Annotated in this window: 23 protein-coding genes; 15 read left to right on the top strand and 8 right to left on the bottom strand. The window is 70.4% G+C overall.

What is annotated here, in order from left to right; all coding sequences use genetic code 11:
* Positions 1-17 precede the first annotated feature (17 nt).
* Complete coding sequence (locus SMIR_RS04255) at positions 18-776, bottom strand: hypothetical protein (RefSeq protein WP_211118856.1); 759 nt, start codon at positions 774-776, stop codon at positions 18-20.
* A gap of 104 nt (positions 777-880) precedes the next feature.
* Here SMIR_RS04255 and ggt point away from each other — a divergent pair, with 104 nt between their 5' ends.
* A complete protein-coding gene (gene ggt / locus SMIR_RS04250; protein ID WP_168497276.1) occupies positions 881-2692 on the top strand; it encodes a gamma-glutamyltransferase in 1812 nt (603 codons plus the stop codon).
* 45 nt (positions 2693-2737) lie between these two features.
* Here the strand turns inward: ggt and map are convergent, their stop codons facing one another.
* On the bottom strand, positions 2738-3505 hold the full coding sequence (gene map / locus SMIR_RS04245; protein WP_212726536.1) for a type I methionyl aminopeptidase: 768 nt from the start codon (positions 3503-3505) through the stop codon (positions 2738-2740).
* A gap of 32 nt (positions 3506-3537) precedes the next feature.
* Between map and SMIR_RS04240 the strand changes: the two genes are divergently transcribed.
* The 9 genes from SMIR_RS04240 to SMIR_RS04200 all read left to right on the top strand — a co-directional run bounded on the left by SMIR_RS04240 (position 3538) and on the right by SMIR_RS04200 (position 14754).
* The gene (locus SMIR_RS04240) at positions 3538-3810 is read left to right on the top strand and encodes a helix-turn-helix domain-containing protein (protein ID WP_168497278.1); all 273 of its coding nucleotides are present in this window, start codon (positions 3538-3540) and stop codon (positions 3808-3810) included.
* 56 nt (positions 3811-3866) lie between these two features.
* A complete protein-coding gene (locus SMIR_RS04235; RefSeq protein WP_212726535.1) occupies positions 3867-5498 on the top strand; it encodes a hypothetical protein in 1632 nt (543 codons plus the stop codon).
* A gap of 253 nt (positions 5499-5751) precedes the next feature.
* The gene (locus tag SMIR_RS04230) at positions 5752-6594 is read left to right on the top strand and encodes a nitrilase-related carbon-nitrogen hydrolase (protein ID WP_168497280.1); all 843 of its coding nucleotides are present in this window, start codon (positions 5752-5754) and stop codon (positions 6592-6594) included.
* Positions 6591-7874, top strand: a complete 1284-nt coding sequence (locus SMIR_RS04225; RefSeq protein ID WP_168497282.1) for an aspartate aminotransferase family protein — start codon at positions 6591-6593, stop codon at positions 7872-7874. The genes SMIR_RS04230 and SMIR_RS04225 overlap by 4 nt, the downstream gene beginning before the upstream one ends.
* Positions 7875-7899: 25 nt before the next feature.
* Positions 7900-9462: a PucR family transcriptional regulator gene (locus SMIR_RS04220; RefSeq protein WP_168497284.1), complete on the top strand. Its 1563-nt coding sequence runs from the start codon at positions 7900-7902 to the stop codon at positions 9460-9462.
* 145 nt (positions 9463-9607) lie between these two features.
* Complete coding sequence (locus SMIR_RS04215) at positions 9608-10450, top strand: nitrilase-related carbon-nitrogen hydrolase (protein WP_168497286.1); 843 nt, start codon at positions 9608-9610, stop codon at positions 10448-10450.
* Between the two features lie 141 nt (positions 10451-10591).
* Entirely contained in the window at positions 10592-11995 is a 1404-nt protein-coding gene (gene hydA, locus SMIR_RS04210) for a dihydropyrimidinase (RefSeq protein ID WP_168497288.1), read from the top strand.
* 18 nt (positions 11996-12013) lie between these two features.
* Complete coding sequence (locus SMIR_RS04205) at positions 12014-13033, top strand: TIGR03842 family LLM class F420-dependent oxidoreductase (protein ID WP_168497290.1); 1020 nt, start codon at positions 12014-12016, stop codon at positions 13031-13033.
* Between the two features lie 194 nt (positions 13034-13227).
* Complete coding sequence (locus tag SMIR_RS04200; RefSeq protein ID WP_168497292.1) at positions 13228-14754, top strand: NCS1 family nucleobase:cation symporter-1; 1527 nt, start codon at positions 13228-13230, stop codon at positions 14752-14754.
* Between the two features lie 76 nt (positions 14755-14830).
* Here SMIR_RS04200 and SMIR_RS04195 read toward each other — a convergent pair whose 3' ends face one another.
* From SMIR_RS04195 to SMIR_RS04185, 3 genes are all read right to left on the bottom strand, one after another.
* A complete protein-coding gene (locus tag SMIR_RS04195; RefSeq protein WP_168497294.1) occupies positions 14831-15496 on the bottom strand; it encodes a hypothetical protein in 666 nt (221 codons plus the stop codon).
* A 122-nt stretch (positions 15497-15618) separates the two neighbouring features.
* Positions 15619-16452 (bottom strand): class I SAM-dependent methyltransferase, encoded by an 834-nt coding sequence (locus SMIR_RS04190; protein ID WP_168497296.1) that lies wholly within the window; start codon positions 16450-16452, stop codon positions 15619-15621.
* Positions 16449-17450: a carboxymuconolactone decarboxylase family protein gene (locus SMIR_RS04185; protein ID WP_168497298.1), complete on the bottom strand. Its 1002-nt coding sequence runs from the start codon at positions 17448-17450 to the stop codon at positions 16449-16451. Before SMIR_RS04185 ends, SMIR_RS04190 begins: the two co-directional genes overlap by 4 nt.
* 216 nt (positions 17451-17666) lie before the next feature.
* Here SMIR_RS04185 and SMIR_RS04180 point away from each other — a divergent pair, with 216 nt between their 5' ends.
* The 3 genes from SMIR_RS04180 (at position 17667) to SMIR_RS04170 (ending at position 20066) form a co-directional block, all read left to right on the top strand.
* Complete coding sequence (locus tag SMIR_RS04180) at positions 17667-18779, top strand: sensor histidine kinase (RefSeq protein ID WP_168497299.1); 1113 nt, start codon at positions 17667-17669, stop codon at positions 18777-18779.
* Complete coding sequence (locus tag SMIR_RS04175) at positions 18776-19444, top strand: response regulator (protein WP_168497301.1); 669 nt, start codon at positions 18776-18778, stop codon at positions 19442-19444. The genes SMIR_RS04180 and SMIR_RS04175 overlap by 4 nt, the downstream gene beginning before the upstream one ends.
* Before the next feature lie 61 nt (positions 19445-19505).
* A complete protein-coding gene (locus tag SMIR_RS04170) occupies positions 19506-20066 on the top strand; it encodes a DUF4232 domain-containing protein (RefSeq protein ID WP_248003230.1) in 561 nt (186 codons plus the stop codon).
* Between the two features lie 61 nt (positions 20067-20127).
* On the opposite strand, the gene lplAB is transcribed toward SMIR_RS04170, so the two are convergent.
* Positions 20128-21192, bottom strand: a complete 1065-nt coding sequence (gene lplAB / locus SMIR_RS04165; RefSeq protein WP_168497304.1) for a lipoate-protein ligase LplAB — start codon at positions 21190-21192, stop codon at positions 20128-20130.
* A 143-nt stretch (positions 21193-21335) separates the two neighbouring features.
* Here lplAB and SMIR_RS04160 point away from each other — a divergent pair, with 143 nt between their 5' ends.
* Positions 21336-21905 (top strand): GNAT family N-acetyltransferase, encoded by a 570-nt coding sequence (locus SMIR_RS04160; protein ID WP_168497306.1) that lies wholly within the window; start codon positions 21336-21338, stop codon positions 21903-21905.
* Positions 21863-22264 (top strand): DUF5808 domain-containing protein, encoded by a 402-nt coding sequence (locus SMIR_RS44835; RefSeq protein WP_422664396.1) that lies wholly within the window; start codon positions 21863-21865, stop codon positions 22262-22264. Before SMIR_RS04160 ends, SMIR_RS44835 begins: the two co-directional genes overlap by 43 nt.
* 512 nt (positions 22265-22776) lie before the next feature.
* Here the strand turns inward: SMIR_RS44835 and SMIR_RS04155 are convergent.
* Together SMIR_RS04155 and SMIR_RS04150 are read right to left on the bottom strand one after the other, a co-directional pair.
* Entirely contained in the window at positions 22777-23247 is a 471-nt protein-coding gene (locus SMIR_RS04155; RefSeq protein ID WP_168486624.1) for a hypothetical protein, read from the bottom strand.
* Between the two features lie 42 nt (positions 23248-23289).
* Positions 23290-23646: a hypothetical protein gene (locus SMIR_RS04150; RefSeq protein ID WP_168497308.1), complete on the bottom strand. Its 357-nt coding sequence runs from the start codon at positions 23644-23646 to the stop codon at positions 23290-23292.
* Between the last annotated feature and the right edge of the window lie 230 nt (positions 23647-23876).

The following is a 23876-nucleotide window of genomic DNA, read 5'->3' as shown; positions in this document are numbered from 1 at the left end:
TTGGATGGCCGTGAAATCTACGATGCGCGGTGGGAGTTGCGGGCCGGCGCGGGTGTGGGCAGCGGGGTCTGGGCGGCCCGGGTCACGTCCGCGACAAGCTCGACGACATCGGGCCCGTACGCGTGCGAGTTCACCACCTTCAGCAGCAGTACGAAGGAGTTGCCGCCGTGCTTGCGTGCCAGCCGTTCGTGGTTGCGGGCGAGATAGCGGGTCGCCGCCTGGTTGGTGATCGCGCGCTGCCCGCAGAAGAGGAAGACGGGCCGCGTCCCGCGCTCCTGTCCCGCGATCAGCCGGGCGAGGATCACGTACTCGCCCTTCCCCGGCTCCAGGAGGTAGCGCTCGCTGCCGATCTGGAAGGCGCCGCGGTCCGGGCCCGGTTCGGCGTCGGTGTTGACCTGGATGCCCGGGAGCAGGCTGTGAAGATGCGCGGCCATGCGGCGATTCGACGCCGGCCCGCCCACGCAGAACTCGGTCCGCTCCCCGAACCCCTGCTGCGCGGCGTCGTGCGCGACGACCTGGGCGTGCGCGCCGCAGTCCTTGATCAGCGCGGCGAGTTCGAGCAGTGCGAACACGTCGAAGCGCATCACCGTGAGCTCCGGGCCGCCCGCCTCGCGGTTCACCACCAGGAGCGACTCGGAGTTGTCGGGCAGCCCGAAGAACGCCTGCTTGCGCCGGAGTCTGCGCTTCCAGAGGTAGGTGCGGGCGAGCCAGCCGAGCGCGGCGCTGATGGCGGCGGCGACCACGCCGAGGACGATGTTGCGCACGTCGTCATTCATGGGCGCGCATGGTATCGGGAGTGCGGACCGGTGTTCGAGGGGGTCCTGACGGGAAGGGCGCGGTGAAGTTACGCTGCGCGGACGGCTGTTGACTGGAGGTACGGATGCGTCGCCCTGTTGCGCGGAATCTGGCGGTCTTGGCGGTTTCGGCCGCGGTGGTGTCGGTCGGCGCGGCGGCGCCACCCACCGCCGGGGCGGCCTCCTCCCGCACCACCCCGGCCAAGGTGCCGGTCGCCGTCGGCTACGGCGGTGCCGTGGCCAGTGTCGACGCCGACGCCTCCGCCGCCGGGATCGAGGTCCTGAAGAAGGGCGGCAACGCGGTGGACGCGGCGGTCGCCACCGCGGCGGCCCTCGGCGTCACCGAGCCGTACTCCTCCGGCGTCGGCGGGGGCGGCTACTTCGTCTACTACGACGCCAAGTCCCGTACGGTGCATACGATCGACGGCCGTGAGACCGCGCCGCTGACCGCCGACTCGGGGCTCTTCCTGGAGAACGGCCGGCCGCTCGCCTTCGCGGACGCCGTCACCAGCGGGCTGAGCGTGGGTACACCGGGTACACCCGCCACCTGGCAGACGGCGCTGGACAGCTGGGGCAGCGAGCGGCTCGGGAGCGTACTGAAGCCTGCCGAACGGATCGCACGCGACGGGTTCACGGTCGACGCGACCTTCCGCTCGCAGACCGAGTCCAACCAGGCCCGCTTCAAGAACTTCCCCGACACCGCGAAGCTGTTCCTGCCCGGCGGCTCGCTGCCCGTGGTCGGATCGACCTTCACCAACCCCGATCTCGCCAGCACCTACGAGGAGTTGGGCAAGAAGGGTGTCGGCGCGATCTATCACGGCGACCTCGGCAGGGACATCGTCGCCACCGTGAACAAGCCCCCGGTGGACCCGGGTTCGGGCTACAACGCCCGCCCGGGCAAGCTGTCGTCGAAGGACCTGGCGGCCTACCGGGCGAAGCGACAGGCGCCGACGCAGACGTCGTACCGCGGACTGAAGGTCTACTCGATCGCCCCTTCCTCCTCCGGTGGCACCACGGTCGGCGAGGCCCTCAACATCCTTGAGAAGACGGACCTTTCGAAGGCGAGCGAGGTCCAGTACCTGCACCACTACATCGAGGCCAGCCGGATCGCGTTCGCGGACCGGGGGCGCTGGGTGGGCGATCCCGCCTTCGAGGACGTCCCCACGAAGGAACTCCTCTCGCAGAAGTACGCCGACTCGCGCGCCTGCCTGATCAAGGACGACGCGGCCCTGACGAGCCCGCTCGCACCGGGCGACCCGCGCCACCCGGCGGCCTGCTCCACCGGCGGCACGGCCGCCCCGACGACGTACGAGGGCGAGAACACCACCCACCTCACGGTGGCCGACAAGTGGGGCAACGTCGTCTCCTACACCCTCACCATCGAGCAGACCGGCGGCAGTGGGATCACCGTCCCGGGGCGCGGATTCCTCCTCAACAACGAGCTGACCGACTTCTCCTTCACCCCGGCCAACCCGGCCGTCCACGACCCGAACCTTCCCGGCCCCGGCAAGCGCCCGCGCTCGTCGATCTCCCCGACGATCGTCCTGGACCGGCACAACCAGCCCGTGGTGGCGCTCGGCTCGCCCGGCGGCGCGACCATCATCACCACCGTCCTGCAGACCCTGACGGAGTTCCTGGACCGGGGTCTGCCGCTGGTGGACGCCATCGCCGCGCCGCGCGCCAGCCAGCGCAATGCGGCCCAGACCGAACTCGAACCCGGCCTGTACGACAGCGCCCTGCGGACCCGGCTCGAATCCCTCGGGCACTCCTTCAAGCTCAACCCCGAGATCGGCGCGGCGACGGGCGTCCAGCGCCTTCCGGGCGGCCAGTGGCTGGCAGCGGCCGAGAAGGTACGGCGCGGTGGCGGCTCGGCGATGGTGGTGCGACCGGTGTCGTAGCGAGCGGCGCCCTCGCGCCCGTCGACGTCAGTGCGCCTGCGGGGATCAGCGTGCCGTGAGGATGCGTGGGCCCGTGTGGGTGATGGCTACCGTGTGTTCCGTGTGGGCCGCGCGGGAGCCGTCGTCGGTGCGCAGCGTCCAGCCGTCGGGGGCCGCGTGGAAGCCGTCCGTGCCGCCGCCGATGAGCATGGGCTCGATCGCGAGGACCATGCCGTGGCGGAGGGGGAGGCCGCGGCCCGGGCGGCCCTCGTTCGGGACGGGCGGGTCCTCGTGCATGCGGCGGCCCACGCCGTGGCCTCCGAAGCCGTCCGGGATGCCGTACCCCGCCGCGCGGCACACCGTGCCGATGGCGTGCGCGATGTCCCCGATCCGGTTGCCGACGACGGCCGCCTCGATGCCCGCCGCGAGGGCCCGCTCGGCGGTCCGCACGAGCCGTACGTCGGCCACGCGCGGCTCGCCCACGATGAAGCTGATCGCCGAGTCGCCGACCCAGCCGTCCAGCTCGGCTCCGAAGTCGATGGAGACCAGGTCGCCGTCCCGCAACCGGTAACCGGTCGGGATGCCGTGCACGATCGCGTCGTTCACCGAGGCGCAGATGACCGCCGGGAAGGGGGTGGGCGCGAACGAGGGCCGGTAGCCGAGGAAGGGGGAGCCGGCGCCCGCCTCACGCAGCACCTGGTGGGCGACCTCGTCCAGCTCCAGCAACGAGACCCCCACGTCCGCCGCCTCGCGCACCGCCGTGAGCGCCCGGCCCACGACCTGCCCCGCCTCGTACATCTCGTCGATCGACGTGTCCGTCTTGAGTTCCACCATGCCAATTACTATACCGGTATTAGAATGGGGCCATGGTGCGTAACCCCTTGACCCCCGAAGAGCGCGAACGCGGCGAGCGGCTCGGGCAGTTGCTGCGCGAGGCCCGCGGTGGCCGCAGCATGGTGGAGGTCGCGGCGATCGCCGGGATCTCGGCCGAGACCCTGCGCAAGATCGAGACCGGGCGGGCCCCCACCCCCGCCTTCTTCACCGTCGCGGCGCTGGCGCGGGCGCTCGGACTGTCCATGGACGACATTGATCACAGGACTCTGCGTCCAGTCCGAAAACTCCCCGTAGCCGTTCCGTAACACGAAGGGTGTTTTCTACCGGACCGGAGTACTCCAGTCGGGCGGGGAGTCGTGTGATGGCTGTGGAACAACTCCCGGGTCAAGTGCGGGAGTTCGCGAGTTACCTGAGCGGGCTGATGAAACGGCTCGATCAGGACGGCGGCTGGTGTGCGGTGTTCTGGCAGCGCGACCCCGACGGCATGCGGGCCTGCCTGGACGGCTGGGAAGTGCCCCCGTGGGATGTCGTGGAGGCGCTCCTCCAGGACCTCGCCGCGGAGCAGGGTCCCCAGGTCGCGGCCCAGGAGGCCCAGCGCGCCCGTTCCCTGCACGGTGCCTCGCTCGCCGCCTACGACGGCCGGCCCGGCGGCAGGGACGCCCTCGGCGACCGTCTCGACGTCATGCTCCGCGAACAGCGCTACGCCGCGGAGCGCCAGGCCGAACTGAGCCGGGAGTTCCACGCGGCCACCACCCAGGAGGAGGCCGACACCGTCCGGCTCGACCTCGCCTGGGCCCACGACGACCACGAACGGGCCACCGCCCGATGCGTCGAACTCCGCCACCGGATGGAGCACCTGGACCGCCGCGCCCTGCGTACCCACGTATCGGGCGCGTTCGACTTTTCGGGGGGCGTGGGCGGGGATGTCGTCCGGGTGGGGGAGCCGGCGGCCCAGAGCCGCCCGGCGATCCCGGAGCAGTCCGGCCCGCGCCCGCGCTTCGCGGACCCGGCGGCGACCGACCACGACGCCCCCGCCCCGGCTCCCGTGGCGCCGCGCGACCCGGCGAACCCCGGTTCCGGGCCGTACGATCCGGCGGCCGCCCGTTCGGCCCGTAGCGATTCGGCGGCCGCCCGTACCGGTCCGTACGACCAGGCCGGTGCCAGTGCCGGTTCCGATACCAGTGCCAGTACCACCCCCAGCCCGGGTACCACCCCGAGCCGGGGTACCGCCCCCACCCAGAGTGCCGCCCCCGTCCCCAAGCAGCGCTCCAAGCGGCGCCCCCGCGGCAGCGCCCGCTTCGCCGGGATGATGGAGGCCGAGGCTGCCCCTGTGGCCGCCCCGGAGACCGCGGTGCCGCCGGTGTCCGCCCCGGCCGCGCCGAGCGGCCGTACCCCCCGTGGAGCCCGTTTCGCGGGTGCCGCCGAGGCGCCGGCGCCGCCGGCGCGGACCGAGGCGCTGGACGAGGACGCGCGGCGGGCCACCGCCGAGACCGTCCAGACCCTGACCCGGCTGCGCCGCGAGGGCCGCAGCGGCGAGGCGCACGCCTTGCTCGTGGAGGTCACCCACTGGCCCGCCGCCCGCTTCCCCCTCCTCGCCGCCGAACTGCACCGGGCGGGCCTCGACGCGGACTGGGCCACCCTGCTGTGGGAGGCCGCCTCGCTCCCCGCGGACCGACTGGTCGGCGCCGCGGACGCGCTCGCCGCGGCGGGCCGCAGCGCCGACGGCAGGCAGATGCTGCGCCAGGGCGTCGCCCGCCCCGCTCCCGAGATCGGGGCCGCCGTGCTGAGCCTGGCCGACCAGGGGCGGCAGCGCGAGATCCGGGCGCTGCTCGACGCCTACGTCCGCGTCCGCACCCCGGAGGAGGCGGCCCGCAGCGCGGAGGCGGACCCGGGACGTCTCGTGCCGCTGCTGCTGGCGGCCGCCAAGGGTGTCTCGGAGGAGCGCCACTGGGACCTGGTGCACGCGCTGAGGGTGGCCGGCTTCACGGCCTGAGAGCGTGGTCGGCCGCACGGCCAGGGAGCGTGGCCGGTTTCGCCGCCCGAGCGATCCGGGAAGGCATTCCCGAGCCGGTCGAGCCGCCGCGGACCGGATCGACCGCTCACCCACAGGGGTGCGAAACGTGATCGACTCAGCGGGTTAACGGCGATGGTCTTGGCAAGGCTGTCCGCTGGGCTTACTTTCGAGCCTCTACCGCCTTTGTCTACGGGCGTAGAGGCTCTCTGACGTCCCGTCGAAGGAGCAGCTCATGGCCAACGTCGTACGCGCCGCTCTGGTCCAGGCCACCTGGACCGGCGACACCGCATCCATGGTCGCCAAGCACGAGGAGCACGCCCGCGAGGCGGCCCGGCAGGGCGCCAAGGTGATCGGATTCCAGGAAGTCTTCAACGCCCCCTACTTCTGCCAGGTCCAGGAGCCCGAGCACTACGGCTGGGCGGAGCCGGTGCCCGACGGGCCCACCGTCACTCGTATGCAGGAGCTCGCACGCGAGACCGGCATGGTCATCGTCGTGCCCGTGTTCGAGGTCGAGCAGTCCGGCTTCTACTTCAACACCGCGGCCGTGATCGACGCGGACGGCTCGTACCTCGGCAAGTACCGCAAGCACCACATCCCGCAGGTGAAGGGCTTCTGGGAGAAGTACTACTTCAAACCGGGCAACCTGGGCTGGCCGGTCTTCGACACCGCGGTCGGCAGGATCGGCGTGTACATCTGTTACGACCGCCACTTCCCCGAGGGCTGGCGGCAGCTCGGCCTGAACGGCGCCCAGCTCGTCTACAACCCCTCCGCGACCTCCCGCGGCCTCTCCGCCCACCTCTGGCAGCTGGAGCAGCCCGCCGCGGCCGTCGCCAACGAGTACTTCATCGCCGCGATCAACCGGGTCGGGCAGGAGGAGTACGGCGACAACGACTTCTACGGGACCTCGTACTTCGTCGACCCGCGTGGACAGTTCGTGGGGGAGACGGCCAGTGACAAGGCCGAGGAGCTGATCGTCCGCGACCTCGACTTCGACGTGATCGAGGAGGTCCGCCAGCAGTGGGCGTTCTACCGCGACCGGCGGCCCGACGCCTACGAGGGGCTGGTGCAGCCGTGAGCGACCTGTACGCACGCCACAAGGCCGTCCTGCCCGACTGGCTGGCCCTCTACTACGAGGACCCGATCGAGATCACCCACGGCGAGGGCCGCCACGTCTGGGACGCCCAGGGCAACAAGTACCTCGACTTCTTCGGCGGCATCCTGACGACGATGACCGCGCACGCCCTGCCCGAGGTGACGAAGGCCGTCAGCGAGCAGGCCGGGCGGATCATCCACACCTCCACGCTCTACCTCAACCGGCCGATGGTCGAACTCGCCGAGCGGATCGCCCAGCTGTCCGGCATCCCCGACGCCCGCGTCTTCTTCACCACCTCCGGCACCGAGGCCAACGACACGGCCCTGCTGCTCGCCACCGCCTACCGGCAGAGCAACCAGATCCTGGCGATGCGCAACAGCTACCACGGCCGCTCCTTCAGCGCGGTCGGCATCACCGGCAACAAGGGCTGGTCGCCGACCTCCCTCTCGCCGCTCCAGACGCTGTACGTCCACGGCGGCGTCCGCACCCGCGGCCCGTACGCCGATCTCGGCGACGCCGAGTTCATCGCGGCCTGCGTCGACGACCTGAAGGACCTGCTCGGCCACGTCCGCCCGCCCGCCGCCCTCATCGCCGAACCCATCCAGGGCGTCGGCGGCTTCACCGCGCCGCCCGACGGCCTCTACGCGGCCTTCCGCGAGGTCCTGGACCAGCACGGCATCCTCTGGATCGCCGACGAGGTGCAGACCGGCTGGGGCCGAACCGGCGAGCACTTCTGGGGCTGGCAGGCGCACGCCGCAGCGGGCCCGCCGGACATGCTCACCTTCGCCAAGGGCATCGGCAACGGCATGTCCATCGGCGGCGTCGTCGCGCGCGCCGAGATCATGAACTGCCTCGACTCCAACTCCATCTCGACCTTCGGCGGCTCGCCGATCACGATGGCGGCGGGCCTGGCGAACCTCACGTACCTCCTCGAACACGACCTCCAGGGCAACGCCCGGCGCGTCGGCGGTCTGCTCGGCGAGCGGCTGCGGGCGATCTCCGTGCCGCTCGACCACGTACGGGAGGTGCGCGGGCGCGGGCTGGTGATCGGCGTCGAGCTGGTCAAGCCCGGTACCGACGAGGCGTACCCCGAAGGTGCCGCGGCCGTGCTCGAAGCGGCTCGCCAGGACGGCCTGCTGATCGGCAAGGGCGGCGGTCACAACACCAGCGTGCTGCGCATCGCACCGCCGCTCTCCCTCACCGTCGCGGAGGCGGAGGAGGGCGCGGCGATTCTCGAGCACGCGCTGAGGTGTCTCCAGTAAGAAGTTCTGAGCAAGGGAACGTGCCATGACCACCGCCACCGCCTTGGAACCCGCCCTGTCGGTACGCCAGGTCCTCGCCCTGGACCGGGTGCTCGCCGGAGAGCCCGAGGTGGTGGCCGGCGCGGGCCACCTCGACCGGTCCGTGCGCTGGGTGCACGTCGCCGAGGCCGCCGACGTGGGCGTGATGCTCAGCGGCGGGGAAATGGTGCTCACCACCGGGGTGCTGCTCGCCGGCGACCCGGACGCGCAGGCCGAGTACATCCGTTCGCTGCACCGCGCGGAGGCCGCGGCCGTCGTCCTCGGACTCGGCCGGGCCTTCCCGACCCCGCCGGACGTGATGCGCCGGGCCGCCGAGCGCTGCGGACTGCCCATGGTGGTGCTCCACCGGCCCTTCCCGTTCGCCGAGCTGACGGAGGAGGTCCAGTCCCGGCTCGTCCGCAGCAAGTTCGCGGCCGTGAGCCTCTCCGAGGCCGTACGGACCGCGCTCACCGGGCTCATCACCACGGGAGCGCCCCTGCAACGGATGCTCGACGAGATCGCCGTGCACGCCGCGTGCCCGGTCGTCGTCACCAACCTCGCCCACCGCGTCCTCGCCACGGCGGGGGAGCGGTCCGCGGTGGACGACGTATTGCGCGACTGGGAGCGCATCGCCCGGCAGGCGGGCGGCAGCGAGGGCGACGGCTGGATCCGCGCCGAGCTGGGCGGGCGCGGCGAGAGATGGGGCCGGATCGTGCTGTGCGGCTACCGGGGCGATGCCGCCACCGGGCGGCTGCTCGCCGACCGTGCCGCCGAGGCCCTGGTCCTGCACCGGATGCTGGGTGGCTCCGTGCACACCTGGGAGGAGGAGTCCGCGCAGAGCCTGCTGACGGACCTGGTGAGCGGGGTCGTACCGGCGCGGCAGCTTCTTCCGAGGGCCAGGGCGGCCGGGCTGCCCGTCAACCGGCGGGCCTTCGTGCCGCTGGTGGTACGGGACGGAGACCCGGGCCAACTCGACCGCGTACTGCGTCTGCTGGGGCTGCCCGGACTGGTCGCCGAGCTCGCCGACGGGGCCACCGCCGTGCTGCTCAGCCTCGCCCGCGATCAGGACGCGGAGGCGCTGGCCGCCCACTTCGCGCTGCGACTGCGCCATGAGACCGGCATCCGTACGACCGTGGCGGCGGCCGCGTCCCGTACCGCCTGGGACGACGTTCCCGGCGGCCTGCGTGAGGCACTGCACGTCGCCGAGGCCGCCGCCGACGCACCCGCCGACCAGGACCAGCCGGTGCTCGTACGACTGCGTGACGTCCATCTGCGGGGCCTGATACGGCTGTTGCGCGACGACCCGAACGTCCAGTCTTTCGCCGAAAGGGAGTTGGACGGGCTGTTGTGCGGGGCCGATGCCGAGTCGGAGCTGCTGCCCGTGCTGCGGACCTACCTCGCGACCGGTCGCAACAAGTCCCGCACCGCGCAGCTCCACCACGTCAGCAGGCCCGCGCTCTACCGCCGACTGGAGGCCATCGAGGCCCGGCTCGGCGTCGACCTCGACGACTTCGAGCAGGCCGCCTCCGTGCACATCGCACTGCTCGCGCACGACGCGCAACAACGGTGAAACACGGGACGGCTCAGGTGAAACATGGGACAACGCGGGGGTGACACCGTGGAACGGCACAGCGCCTCAGACGTGACACGGTGCAACTCAATGCGGCCGTCCGGGCTTCCTAGGCTCCTCGCACACCGAGCGACCGGAGGTCCCGATGAGCAGAGTGATCCGCGCCGCCGTCTTCCAGACTGCCTGGACCGGCGACAAGGAGTCGATGATCCAGGTCCACGAGCAGGCGGCCCGCGACGCGGCCGCACAGGGCGCACAGGTGATGTGCTTCCAGGAGCTCTTCTACGGGCCCTACTTCTGCCAGGTCCAGGACAAGGCGTTCTACGAGTACGCCGAGCAGATCCCCGAAGGCCCGATCGTCCGGCGCTTCCAGGCGCTGGCCAAGGAACTGGGCATCGTCCTCGTCCTGCCGATGTACGAGGAGGAGCAGCCCGGCGTCCTCTACAACACGGCCGCCGTGATCGACGCGGACGGCTCGTACCTCGGCAAGTACCGCAAGCACCACATTCCGCAGGTCGAGGGCTTCTGGGAGAAGTTCTACTTCCGTCCCGGCAACGCCGGCTGGCCGGTCTTCGACACCGCCGTCGGCAAGATCGGCGTCTACATCTGCTACGACCGGCACTTCCCGGAGGGCTGGCGTGCGCTGGGCCTCGCGGGCGCCGAGATCGTGTTCAACCCGTCGGCCACCTCGCGCGGCTTGTCCTCCTACATCTGGCAGCTGGAGCAGCCGGCGGCGGCCGTCGCCAACGAGTACTTCGTGGGCGCCATCAACCGCGTGGGCGTGGAGGAGCTGGGCGACAACGACTTCTACGGAACGTCGTACTTCGTCGACCCGGAGGCCCAGTTCGTCGGGGAGGTGGCCAGCGACAAGGAGACCGAACTCGTCGTCCGCGACCTCGACATGGCCAAGCTGCGCGAGGTGCGCGACCGCTGGCAGTTCTACCGGGACCGCCGTCCCGACGCGTACGAGCCGCTGACCGCGCCGTAGCCCGGCGGGGCCCTGGAGTCCGCCGGGCTTCCCGCGCCCCCGAAAGGGGCGCGGGGCTGTGGCATCGCGCGGCTTTGCCGCTCGGGCGCGACCAGCCACGAGTGACCCGCAGTTTTCAGCGCACGGCAGGAGAGAGGGAGCATGAGCAGCCGTACCGTCATCCGTAATGGCCTCGTCATCACCGCGTCCGACGAGATCCACGCCGACGTCCTGATCGAGGACGGCCGGGTCGTCGCCCTCGCTGCGACCGGCACCCCGGCGGCCGAGTCGTGGACGGCCGAGAAGACCATCGACGCCACCGGCAAGTACGTCATCCCGGGCGGCGTCGACGCCCACACCCACATGGAGCTGCCCTTCGGCGGCACCTTCGCCTCGGACACCTTCGAGACGGGCACCCGGGCCGCGGCCTGGGGCGGCACCACCACCATCGTCGACTTCGCGGTGCAGAGCGTCGGCCACTCGCTGCGCGAGGGCCTCGACGCCTGGAACGCCAAGGCCGACGGCAACTGCACCATCGACTACGCCTTCCACATGATCGTCTCCGACGTCAACCAGGAGACGCTCAAGGAGATGGACCTGCTGGTCCAGGAGGGCGTCACCTCCTTCAAGCAGTTCATGGCCTACCCCGGCGTCTTCTACAGCGACGACGGCCAGATCCTGCGCGCCATGCAGCGCTCCGCCGAGAACGGCGGCCTGATCATGATGCACGCGGAGAACGGCATCGCGATCGACGTCCTCGTGGAACAGGCGCTGGCGCGCGGCGAGACCGACCCGCGCTTCCACGGCGAGGTGCGCAAGGCGCTCCTGGAGGCCGAGGCCACCCACCGGGCCATCAAGCTCGCCCAGGTCGCGGGCGCTCCGCTGTACGTCGTGCACGTCTCGGCGCAGGAGGCGGTCGCCGAGATCGCACGGGCGCGTGACGAGGGCCTGAACGTCTTCGGCGAGACCTGTCCGCAGTACCTTTTCCTGTCGACCGACAACCTCGCGGAACCGGACTTCGAGGGCTCGAAGTACGTGTGCAGCACGCCCCTTCGGCCCAAGGAGCATCAGGCCGCCCTGTGGCGGGGCCTGCGCACCAACGACCTCCAGGTCGTGTCGACGGACCACTGCCCCTTCTGCTTCGTGGGCCAGAAGGAGCTCGGCCGGGGCGACTTCTCGAAGATCCCCAACGGCCTCCCGGGCGTCGAGAACCGCATGGACCTGCTCCACCAGGCCGTCGTCGACGGGCACATCTCGCGCCGCCGCTGGATCGAGATCGCCTGCGCCACCCCGGCCCGGATGTTCGGCCTGTACCCGAAGAAGGGCACCATCGCGCCGGGCGCCGACGCCGACATCGTCATCTACGACCCGCACGCCGAGCAGGTCATGTCGGTCGAGACCCACCACATGAACGTCGACTACTCGGCGTACGAGGGCAAGCGCGTCACCGGGCAGGTCGAGACCGTGCTCTCGCGCGGCGAACCGGTCATCACTGAGCGGGAGTTCACCGGACGCGCGGGTCACGGCGTCTACACCCCCCGCTCCACCTGTCAGTACCTTCTCTGAGCGACTAGGAGTGGCGCCATGGACTTCGGACTCGTCCTGCAGACCGACCCCCCGGCCTCCCGCGTCATCGACCTGATGAAGCGCGCCGAGGGCAACGGCTTCACGTACGGCTGGACCTTCGACTCGGCCGTGCTGTGGCAGGAACCCTTTGTGATCTACAGTCAGATCCTCGCGAACACCGAGAAGTTGACGGTCGGGCCGATGGTCACCAACCCGGGCACCCGCACCTGGGAGGTCACCGCCTCCACCTTCGCGACGCTCAACGACATGTACGGCAACCGTACGGTGTGCGGCATCGGGCGCGGCGACTCGGCGATGCGTGTCGCCGGCCGCAAGCCCAACACGCTCGCCCGGATCAGCGGCGCGATGAAGGTCATCCGTGCCCTCGGCCGGGGCGAGGAGGCCGACCTCGGCGGCACCGTCGTCAAGTTCCCCTGGGTCAAGCCCGGCGCCGAACTCCCGGTCTGGATGGCCGCGTACGGTCCCAAGGCCCTGAAGATGACCGGTGAGGAGGCCGACGGGTTCATCCTCCAGCTCGCCGACCTCTATCTCACCGAGTACATGGTCAAGGCCGTGAAGGAAGCGGCCGTCGAGGCGGGGCGCGACCCCTCCGAGGTGAAGATCTGCGTGGCCGCGCCCGCGTACATCACCGAGGACGACTCGCCGGAGGCCCTCGCCCACGCGCGTGAGCAGTGCCGCTGGTTCGGCGGCATGGTCGGCAACCACGTGGCCGACCTGGTCTCCAAGTACGGCGAGCACTCCGCCGCCGTGCCCGAGGAACTCACCGACTACATCAAGGCGCGCGAGGGCTACGACTACTCCCACCACGGGCGCAGTGACAACCCCGACACCAAGTTCGTGCCGGACGAGATCGTCGACCGGTTCTGCCTGATCGGCACGGCCGAGCGGCACATCGAGAAGCTGAACGCGCTGCGCGCGCTGGGCGTGGACCAGTTCGCGGTGTACGACATGCACGACGCGCAGGAGGCCGTGATCGACGCCTACGGGTCGAAGGTCATCCCGGCCGTCAACGGCTGACAGCTCCGCTCCGGGCGGCCGGCCTCCGGCCGCCCACCGCACCACCGGCCGTACCCCGGCCACCGCTCCCCCTCCCCATACGTCCCCTTCCCTCCGTCCGGGGAAGGGGATCACCGCACCACCGCACCCGCACAACCCCCCACGGCGTCACCCGCACGGCCTCTCCCGTCACTCCTCACTTGATTGGCCTGCCCATGACCGAGACCGTCCCCAGCGAGGGCCCGCCCGTCGCTCAAGTCACGCTCACCGACGGCCGGGTGGAGATCGCGCCCGACGCGCCCGCGCCCAGCGGCCCCTACGCCAACGAGGACCTGCTGCCGGTCCCGGTCGAGAAGCGCACGTGGACCACGTACAACTTCTCGGCGCTGTGGGTCGGCATGGCCCACAACACCGCTTCCTGGACCCTGGCTTCCGGCCTGATAGCCGTCGGCATGGACTGGAAGCAGGCCGTGTTCACCATCGCGCTGGCCAACCTGATCGTGCTGGTCCCGATGCTGCTCACCGGGCATGCCGGGCCGAAGTACGGCATACCCTTCCCCGTCTTCGCCCGCGCCTCCTTCGGTGTCCGCGGCGCCAACCTGCCCGCTGTCGTGCGGGCGTTGGTGGCCTGCGGCTGGTTCGGCATCCAGACCTGGATCGGCGGCGAGGCGATCTACTTCCTCGCCGGGAAGCTCTTCGGCGACAGCTGGGCCAACGCCTCGAAGGTCGGCGGCTACGCCTGGACCATGTGGCTGTCGTTCGCGATCTTCTGGGTGCTGCAGGTCGCCATCATCTACCGGGGCATGGAGACGATCCGCCGCTTCGAGAACTGGGCGGCGCCGTTCGTGCTCCTGGGCGCTGGTGTGATGCTGTGGTGGATGAGCAGCAAGGCGGGCGGCTTCGGCCCGCTGCTCGACCAGCCCTCGAAGCTCGGCTGGGGCGGCGATTTCTGGAAGCTGTTCTGGCCCTCGCTCATGGGCATGATCGGCTTCTGGTCCACGCTGTCGCTGAACATCCCCGACTTCACCCGGTACGGCAAGAGCCAGAAGGCGCAGACCTGGGGCCAGGCGCTCGGTCTGCCGACCACGATGACGCTCTTCGCCTTCCTGTCGGTCATGGTCACCTCGGGCTCGCAGGCCGTGTACGGCGAGGCCATCTGGGACCCGGTCCAGCTGGCCGCCAAGACCGACAACGTCTTCGGCCTCCTCTACGCGCTGGTCACCGTGCTGGTCGCGACCCTGTCCGTGAACATCGCGGCCAACCTGGTCTCGCCGGCCTTCGACTTCTCCAACCTCGCACCACGGAAGATCAACTTCCGTACCGGCGCACTCGCCACCTGTGTCCTCGGCGTGCTGATCTTCCCCTGGAAGCTGTACTCCGACCCGCAGGGCTACATCTTCACCTGGCTCGGCCTCGTCGGCGGTCTGCTCGGCACCGTCGCCGGCATCCTCATCGCCGACTACTGGATCCTGCGCCGCACCAAGCTCGACCTCGCCGACCTGTACCGCACGGGCGGCCGCTACTGGTACGACGGCGGCTGGAACTGGCGGGCCGTCGTCGCCTTCGTCACCGGAGGCGTCCTGGCCGTCGGCGGTGCCGACTTCCATCCGCTGATCGACGGGCGGCCCATCCCGGCGCTGAAGTCCCTGGCCGACTACGGCTGGGCGGTCGGACTCGGTACGTCGATGGTGCTGTACCTGGCCCTGATGCTGCTGCGGGGCAAGGAGAAGACCGCCGTCTGACACGTGAGGGAAGGCAGCCGTCGGAGAACGGCTGATGGAGAACAGCTGTCGGATCGGCGCGGCGGTTGGAGAACGGTCAGCCCTTCTGGCCGTTCTCCAGCGTCGCCACCACGTCCTTGGCGGCCTTGATGGCCCCCTTGTTGATCTCGTCCGTACTGGGAGCCTTCTTCGTCTCGAAGTTGCTGCCGTTGTACGTGACGACCACCAGCGCGTTGGACGCGCGGGCGATCACCACCCCCTCACGGGTCTGCTGCTTGTCCGTGGTGGTGAGGTTCACGACGGAGTAGGCCGAGTCACCGAGGCCGGGAACCGCACCTCCGCCGCTCTTGTCCGCGACGCGCCCCGTATAGGACTTCTGCGCCGCTTCGTCCGAATCCTTGATCTCGTACGAGACGTCCAGCCAGTGGTAGTCGAAGCCCTTGAGCGCGTTCCAGGAGCAGGTGCGGCGCACCGTCCTGTCGGTCGACGGAATCTCCTGGCCGGCCGTCTTGGCGCCCGGGACAAGGGCCTTGACCGTCTTCTCCGTCACGCCGGTGCAGGGCGCGGGGGCCGCGGTGTACGTCTTCGCGACCGCCGTCGCCGCGGGACCCGACGGGGACTGCGTCGTCTGGGGCGACTTGTGGTCGGTGGCGGCCGGAGTCGTCGTCGACGTGCCGGACGACATGGCCCAGCCCGTGCAGGCGAGGACCGCGACCGGCAGCAGGCGCGCGGTGAGGGCGAGTGGCAGAGGAAGAGAATGCACGGCGCACTTCTCGTGGGGGACGGTGCGGAGGGAGTCCACACTGCGGACGGAACGCCAGTGTCACATGACTCCCTGTGGGGCGGAAGTGCCAACTCACTCCGTGGCTGTGTGGTGACTGTGCCTCACTGGGGACCGTCCGTGCGCCACTTCGCCGTCACCAGCCACACCGCCGCCCGGAGTCGAACACCGCGATCCGTCTCATAAGGGCGCAAGGTGTCCTGCAGCGCCGCGCGCGTGTCGGCGTCGACCGTCCGGCCGGGCGCGCGGGAGAGGATGAAGCCGACGGCGTCCGCGGCGTCGCGCCCCCATGTCGTCTCCGTCGCGACCGGAGTCACCGTCACGTCGTCCCACCCGTGCAGAACCTCGCGGATGCGCGCCGGGTCGGACAGGGAGGCCATGGCGGCCTGGACGGCGACCGTTGCGGCGTCCGGTTCGTCCAGGAGTTCTCCGAAAAGGCGCAGGGCGCGTGACTCCTCCACCTCGGGACCGGCGGGCTGCGGACAGACGAACGCGAGCCGCCCTCCCGGCCGCAGCGAGCGCGACAGGTTCCGGAACGCCGCCGCGTGGTCCGAGAAGAACATCACCCCGCCCCGGCTGATCAGGACGTCGTATCCGGCGGCCGGGAAGGGGTGGATCTGGGCGTCGGCGAACTCGTACGCGACGTTGGTGACCCCCTCCGCGGCGGTCGTCGCCCGGGCCTGGTCGAGCAGGGGCGCAGAGATGTCGACCCCGACGGCGTGCCCGTGCGCCGCCAGTCGGCCCGCGATCCGGGTCGTCGCACCGGCCCCGCAGCCGACGTCCAGGACGCGGTCGCCCGAAGCGATCGCCGCCGCGTCGAAGAGCGCGGTGTTCAGGCCCGACACGAGCGTGTCATAGCGCTCGTGGTGGCTCGCCCAGTGGTTGCCGAGAGTGCCGTTCCAGGCCCGCGCCTGAGCATGGTTGGCGATCTGTGTCATGAGGTCTCCTCGGCCGTGCGGGCGGGAAGCGTGCTCTCTATCCGGTCGACGGCGGCGAACGCGCCGTACGCCACCAGATGCACCAAACAGTGGTCGGTATGGATGGGTTTACGCCAGGCCGTCACGTCCTCGTCCGTGATCCGGTACGGGGCCAGCGCGGCCAGCAGCGCGAGGCGCGCTCCGGGCCGCGAACGGTCGGGGAGTCCGTCCCACGCGAGTGGCGGGTGCGAGCCGTCCCAGTCCCGGAGCGTCTCCCGTACGAGGATCCGGTCGGCCTCGTCGAGAAGGCCCTCCCCCTCGGTGGCGGCGGCTCGCAGCGCGGCGTAGGCAGGGCCGACGGTGGTCCCGCGCGCCCAGTCCGGACCGGGCCCGGGGTCGTCGAGGAGTTCCAGGCCCGCACCCGGCGCGGGTCGCCGGCGCACCGTCCGGGCGACGGACCGCCCGGCCAGACTCCGCACCGCCCGAAACCGTTGCGCGTTGCCGGGCAGCAGACTCTCGGTGAGCAGCGCCGACACCACGCGGTTGATGAAGTGGAAGGACAGCGCCGTGCCGATGTAGGCGGGGGCGTGTGCGACGGGGAAGGGGTACGGCGCCAACTCCGCCGCCCCCGGGATCCGGGTCGCCCCGCCCCACGCCAGCACACGCGCGTGCTCCTCGTCGGCGGGGGTCCCCCCGCGCGCCACCGTCTCCGCGAGCCGGTGGTCCCCGGTCGCGTGCAGCAGCATCGTGTGCGCGTCGACGCAGAACGGGCACCGATTGGCCACGGACACCCCGAGCGCCGCGAGTTCCTTCCCCGTCCGGCTGCCCGCGCCCGCGATCAGCGACTCGCGCATCAACGCCCAGGCGGAGGCCATGAGATCGGGAGCGGGCGAGAGCACGACGAAGGTCACCGCGCGCTCGATGCCGAAGTCGTCGGCGAGCTGGGCGTAGACGCTCGCCACACGGCCGGTGGCCGACTTCGGCGGAGACGGGGTGGTGTATCGGAAGGGACTGGGCATGGGGCGCCTCCTTGTGGGGAATGAGCGCGGGGCCGCAGGCTCGGCCGCCGTTGTCACCCTCCTCCGGGGATCCGTCCACGGTCGTCGTCCACCGGAAGGCAGTGCGGGCTACGCCCACCCGGCCCGCGCGCGCCGTGATCTACTCCAGGCGGAGTACGCCGGGCCCCCTCCACAGGTCTGACGCCACTGTCCGAACGGCCGTCTATCGTGCGGAACATGGCGCTGGAACAGGTCACCCGCAGGCATCTGGCCGACGCGGCCCTCGGGGTCGTGGTCGGTGCCCTCGTCATGACCGCGGCCGCGGTCGGCGACGGCGCGACTCCCGCCGACTACGCGCTGATCACCGTGGGCTCCCTCGCCCTCGCGGCCTACCGCTACGCCCCGCGCAGGGTACTCGCGGTCAGTACGGTCACCACGACGGCGTACGTTCTGCACGCCCACCCCGGCACCCTCGCCGCCCTCCCCGTCCTCGGCGCCGTCCACACGGCGGCCCGAGCGGGTCACCGAGGGGCGGCGGCGCTCGCGAGTGCCCTGTTCCTGGCGGCATTCGTGACGACGGACCTCACGGCGCGCGGAAGCGCCGAGCGCTCTCTCCTGCTCGCCGGCTGGTTCCTGTGCGCCCTGGTGACAGGCCTCGCGGACCGCAACTGGCAGGCGTATCTGCGCCAGACGGAACAGCGCGCGATGGAGGCGGAACGCACCCGCGAGGAGGCGGCCCTGCGCCGCGCGGGCGAGGAACGGCTGCGGATCGCCCGCGAGTTGCACGACTCGCTCACGCACAGCATCTCGATCGTCAAGCTCCAGGCGGGCGTCGCGGTCCACCTCGCCCGCAAACGCGGTGAGGAGGTCTCGCCCGCGCTGCTCGCCATCCAGGAGGCGGGCGGCGAGGCGATGCGCGAACTGCGGGCCACCCTGGAGGTGTTGCGCACCGATGAGCCGACCGGCACCCCCGCGCTGCTCGTGGAGCGGGCCCGCGCGGCCGGCCTCGCTGTGGAGCTGACGGTGAGCGGCGAGGAGCGCCCGCTCACGGCGACCGTGGACCGTGCCGCGTACCGCATCGTCCAGGAGGCCCTGACGAACGCCGCGCGCCACGCCGGCCGCGCCAAGGTGGCCGTCCAACTCGACTACAGCGCGGACGACCTGACGATATGCGTCGACGACGACGGCGGCGCCGACCCGTCCCGTCCACCCACCCCCGGCATCGGCCTCACCGGCATGCGCGAACGCGTCACGGCCCTCGGCGGCACCCTGCACGCCGCACCGCGCACCGAGGGCGGCTTCTCGGTGCGCGCCGAACTGCCGCTGGGCATATCGGAGGAGGTGCCGTGATCAGGGTCGCGCTCGTCGACGACCAGGCGCTGATGCGCGCCGGTTTCCGCGCCCTGCTCGACGCCGAGGACGGCATCGAGGTCGTGGGCGAGGCCGCCGACGGCGAGCAGGGCCTCGCGCTGGTGCGCGCGTCCTTGCCGGACATCGCCCTCGTCGACGTACAGATGCCGGTGATGTCGGGCATCGAGGCCACCCGCCGTATCGCCGCCGACCCGGAGCTGTCCGCCGTACGCGTCGTCATGCTCACCAACTACGGCCTGGACGAGTATGTCTTCGAGGCGCTGCGGGCCGGGGCCAGCGGCTTTCTGCTCAAGGACACCGAGCCCGCCGACCTGCTCCAGGCCATCGAGGTCGTCGCACGGGGAGAGGCGCTGCTCTCCCCGTCCGTGACCCGCACCCTGATCGGCGAGTTCGTCGCCCGGCCCCCGGACCGGGCCACCGCGCCCGGCCTGGAGTGCCTCACACCCCGCGAACGCGAGGTCACGGCGCTCGCCGCGCGCGGTCTGACCAACGAGGAGATCGCCGCGCACATGGTCATCAGCCCGTTCACCGCCAAGACCCACATCAGCCGGGCGATGACGAAGCTGGGCGCCCGCGACCGGGCCCAACTGGTCGTTTTCGCCTACGAGTCGGGCTTGGTGACGGCGCGGGGGAATGCGAACTGAGGGGTGCGTCGGAGGTGGTCGAGGCGGCGGGCGCGCAGAGGCGGCGTGGGATGATCGCTCGGTGATCGCGACAGACCTGGGACCGTTACGTGCCACCGCCCTCGTCGGTGCGCTGACGCTCGCCTTGAGCGGCTGCGGTCTCTTCACCGAACCCGCCCACAAGCCCAAGGCGGCCCGCTCGCCCGCCGTCGCGGTCCAACAGGCGCACGGCTGCCCGCCGTCCGGGGTGCGTCTCGGCACCGGCCCCGTCGACGGGGCCATGGGGTTGCGGGCCATGACCCTCACCCTCACCAACTGCTCCGAGCGGCCGTACGAGGTGAAGGGCTACCCGGCCATCCGCGTCCTCGACGAGAAGGGCGTCCCGCTCACGGGCGTGCGGACCGTCGAGGGGACGGACGAGGTATTCATGGCGCCGGAGGACCCCGGCGCCACGCCGCTCACCCTCGACCCGGGCGACAGCGCGCGGGCGGGCCTGTACTGGCGGATGGCCGCCGAGGACGGCACGTACCTCCGGGTCGTCCCGCAGCAGGGGCGCGAGGCACTGAACGTACGGCCCGCGGAGCCCCTCGACATCGGTCCGCAGAACACGCTCGGGACGACGGCGTGGGCGCCCGTGTCCTGAGAGAACCGGACCGGCTGTTCCTGAAAACCCCGGCCGGCCGCTCCTGGGAGCGCCCGTCCGGCTACGGCACCCTCGCCGTCCACTCCTCAGACCCGAACTTCGTCCGGGCCAGCTCCTCGGCACGGTTCAGTTCCTCCGCGGTCACCTTGCCGTCCGTCAACCCGTATCGGCCGCGGAACGAGTCGACCATCCGCCCGATGACCGCCTCGCGCGCGAGCCCGGTCTGCCGGCGCAGCGGATCCACCCGCTTCTTCGCGCTCCTGGTGCCCTTGTCGGAGAGCTTCTCGCGGCCGATGCGCAGCACCTCGACCATCTTGTCGGCGTCGATGTCGTACGACATGGTCACGTGGTGCAGCACGGCGCCGGGTCCGCCGCCCGGCCCGACCATCCGCTTCTGGGCGGCGCCCGCGATCTTCCCCTGCTCCGTGGCGATGTCGTTCAACGGCTGGTACCAGGCCTTGATCCCCATGTCGCCGAGCGCGCCGAGCACCCAGTCGTCCAGATACGCGTAGCTGTCCTGGAACGACAGTCCCTGCACGAGCGCCTCCGGCACGGAGAGCGAGTAGGTGATGGTGTTGCCGGGCTCCACGAACATCGCGCCGCCCCCGGAGATCCGGCGCACCACCTCGATGCCGTGCCGCGCGGCGCCCTCCGGGTCGACCTCGTTGCGCAGGGACTGGAAACTGCCGATGATCACGGACGGGGCGCCCCACTCCCACACACGCAGGGTGGGCGGGCGGCGGCCCGCGGCGACCTCGGCGGTCAGGACCTCGTCCAGGGCCATGTGCAGCGCCGGGGACTGCGGGCCCTCGTGGATCAGCTGCCAGTCGTAGTCCGTCCAGTCGGTGGCGTGCGCGAGCGCCCGGCGCACCGCGACTCCGATGCCTTCCGAGGTCAGCCCGTACATGACGGTGCCCTCGGGGAGCGCGGCGTCGACGCGAGCCGCGAGGCCCGTCGCGTCGGTGTCCGCCGGGGCGCCGTTCAGCGCGTGGTTCACGGCGCCCAGCGCCTCGTCCGGTTCGAGGAAGAAATCGCCCGCCACGCGCGTGTGGCGCAGCACTCCGTCCTCGACGTCCAGATCCACCACGACGAGCTTGCCGCCGGGAATCTTGTACTCACCGTGCACCGATGCGCCTCCGTTCCGTCCCAGGTGCGGCAACGTCCACCTGCGAGGATTGATTCCGTTCGGCGCGGGCCCAGCTCCGCGGGGTTCGACATGTTCGACATAACCGATCGACAGCCTGATCGTGATGGCGTTGGCTGGACGGCATGCCAGAACTGCGTACCGATCGTCTCCTGCTCCGCCGGTGGCGGGAGTCCGACCTCGAACCGTGGGCGGCGATGAACGCCGATCCCGAAGTCCGAGAACACCTGGGGGAACTGCTGACGCGGGAGCAGAGTGATGCCGCGGTGGCCCTCATGCGAGCCCAGTTCGACGAGCGAGGCTTTGGATGGTGGGCGCTCGAAGCACGGGAGACCGGTGCGTTCATCGGCCGCGTCGGCTTGGACCAGGTGGGCGAGGACATGCCGTTCGCGGGGGTGGATGTCGGATGGCGGCTGACACGTTCGGCGTGGGGCCACGGTTACGCCACCGAGGCCGCCCTGGCCTGCCTGGCCTTCGGCTTCGAGACCCTTGGGCTGTCGGAGGTCGTTGCGTCGACGACCGTCAACAACCTTCGCTCCCAGGCGGTGATGCGCCGGATCGGCATGACCCGGGACCCGGCGGACGACTTCGAGGACCCGAGCGTGCCCGAAGGGCCACTTCGCCAGTGTGTGCTGTACCGGATCCCCGCAAGATGCCCACGGGCTACACCACGCGGCGGAACACGACCGTCGTGATCACCGGACCACACGCTCTTCAACCCGGTCGTGACAACCGGATGTCGGACACCCTCCCTGCGTCCGCGAACCCCGGAATCGGAACTACTCAGCGACCAGAAACTTCCGCCGGTTGGCGATGCCGCTTTGCGAGGTATTTTTGTCCCACCAGGTCGGGTCCTCGGAGGTGGGTCATGAATCGGGACGCTGATCGCTACTGGTTCGGGCTCTTCTACTACAACCGTGACGATCCGCGCCTCGCAGTGCCCAAGCGCTACGGGTGGGGTTGGACCTTGAACTTCGGGCGTCCGATGGCCTGGACTCTCGGTGTTCCCGTTGCCGTGGGATTGATCGTTTATCTGAGTCAACGTTCACTCTGAAGCGCTGTTCACCCCTGGGTTGCTCGGATGATGCCGCCTGTCACCCGCACTTGGTTCCGGCGAGGGTCGGCGTGACAGGCGCAAGAGCTTCGCCTGGGCCGACTACCGCGACCTGCTGATCACCGCTCACCTTGTCGAGCGTGACCGGCTCACCGTCCACCAGTCGCACTCCTCCGTACCCGATCTCAACCCCGGCGAAGGCATCTGGGGTTGCTGCGCCGCACCACTCTGGCCAACCGCGCATTCATCGGCCCTGCAGACCTCATCGCCGCCGTCCGGCGAGGGCTGTGCCAACTCCACTACATGGGTCCGGTGCGAAGGGGCACGGGGACTTCCGTACCGGACGGTGGGATGGGCTATCGAACAAGACGCCCACCGCGGCGCGTCAGTATGTCGCCGGTCGGCTGTGTCACGGCATCGGATCCGGTGGGAAAGTGCCTCCGACGGAAACGGGAACAAGGAACTCGGAAACCCCCGTTCTCGCCGATCAGAGGCACTCTCCACGGAAACCGTCACCCAGCCGCCCAGCCCCCGCCGTTGGTTCCCGCCGGACGTGCAGGCGGGGCAACAGGGAGCGAATGAGTCTCCACCATGTGTCCGTCTTCATCGCGAGCTGACAACGAGATCTCTTCCACGCGGTCCACCGTCAGACCGAAGGCGGCAACGTTCACCCCAGGACAGCGAGGGATCGGGTACAGCTGAAGTGCGGTCGGCTCAGCCGATCCTACTGTCAGGGTCAGATGCGCGACGGACTCTGCGGTTCGCACGACGACTCCGAGGAAATCTCCCTCTCTGCCCCAGTAGAGGTTGAGGGTTTCATTCTCCGCAAGCGCCGGACCGCCCATGCCGCCACCGAATACCGCGGCGCCTTGCCTCGTGACGCTGAGCACCGTCATGACATTGTCCGACCGGACAGTGACAGCGAGCTGCCAGTCTTCTCCGGACGGAAAGACTCCATGGGCGACCACTTCATCATCCTGCATGTCGCTCCTGTTGAACGGGATTTCGTATGGACTACGACCAGGTCACCGATGCACAGTGGCACACGGATAGCCGGTGATTCGAGTCCATGCGTTGCACAGCTTGGTGTTCTGCGGGTAGGTCGTTTCCGGGTTCGTGTAGTAGTACACACCCGGGTTGTCGTTCGGCGGGCAGATGGGGGCCGATTCGAAGACCTGGTTCGAGTTCCGCACGTACTTGGCCTGGCTGCAACCCACGTTGGCGTTGGCCGTGGTGTTCCACTGGTTCACCTTGAGCCCCGTACCCTGGACGTCGATACACACCTGTGCGTTGCAGCCGAAGTGGCTCTGCGGCTCGATTCCGACAGATTTCGCCTGGGCTTCGAGGAACCCTGGGTGTGTCTGCAGATAGTCATTGGACACCTAGCCGTATGCGGCATCGCCATCCTGTACGGAGACCACTTCGTCCTGCGGTACGCCGGCTGACGCCGCCGATGTCGATCCAGCGAGGAGTGCAGCCGCAAGTGTGGTGCCGGCAGCGAGTATGCGGGTATGTCTCAAGACAACCTCCCGTTTTCAGCGAGTGCCCCGTTCCCCCGAGCGCTCGCCGTATGTTGCGGTCGATCGTGACGCTAGTAGGGCTTGGTCAGGTC

Source organism: Streptomyces mirabilis, assembly GCF_018310535.1.
Taxonomy (GTDB): Bacteria; Actinomycetota; Actinomycetes; order Streptomycetales; family Streptomycetaceae; genus Streptomyces.
Note: the sequence above shows the minus strand (reverse complement) of the source record. Positions and strands in the feature narration are given on the sequence as shown.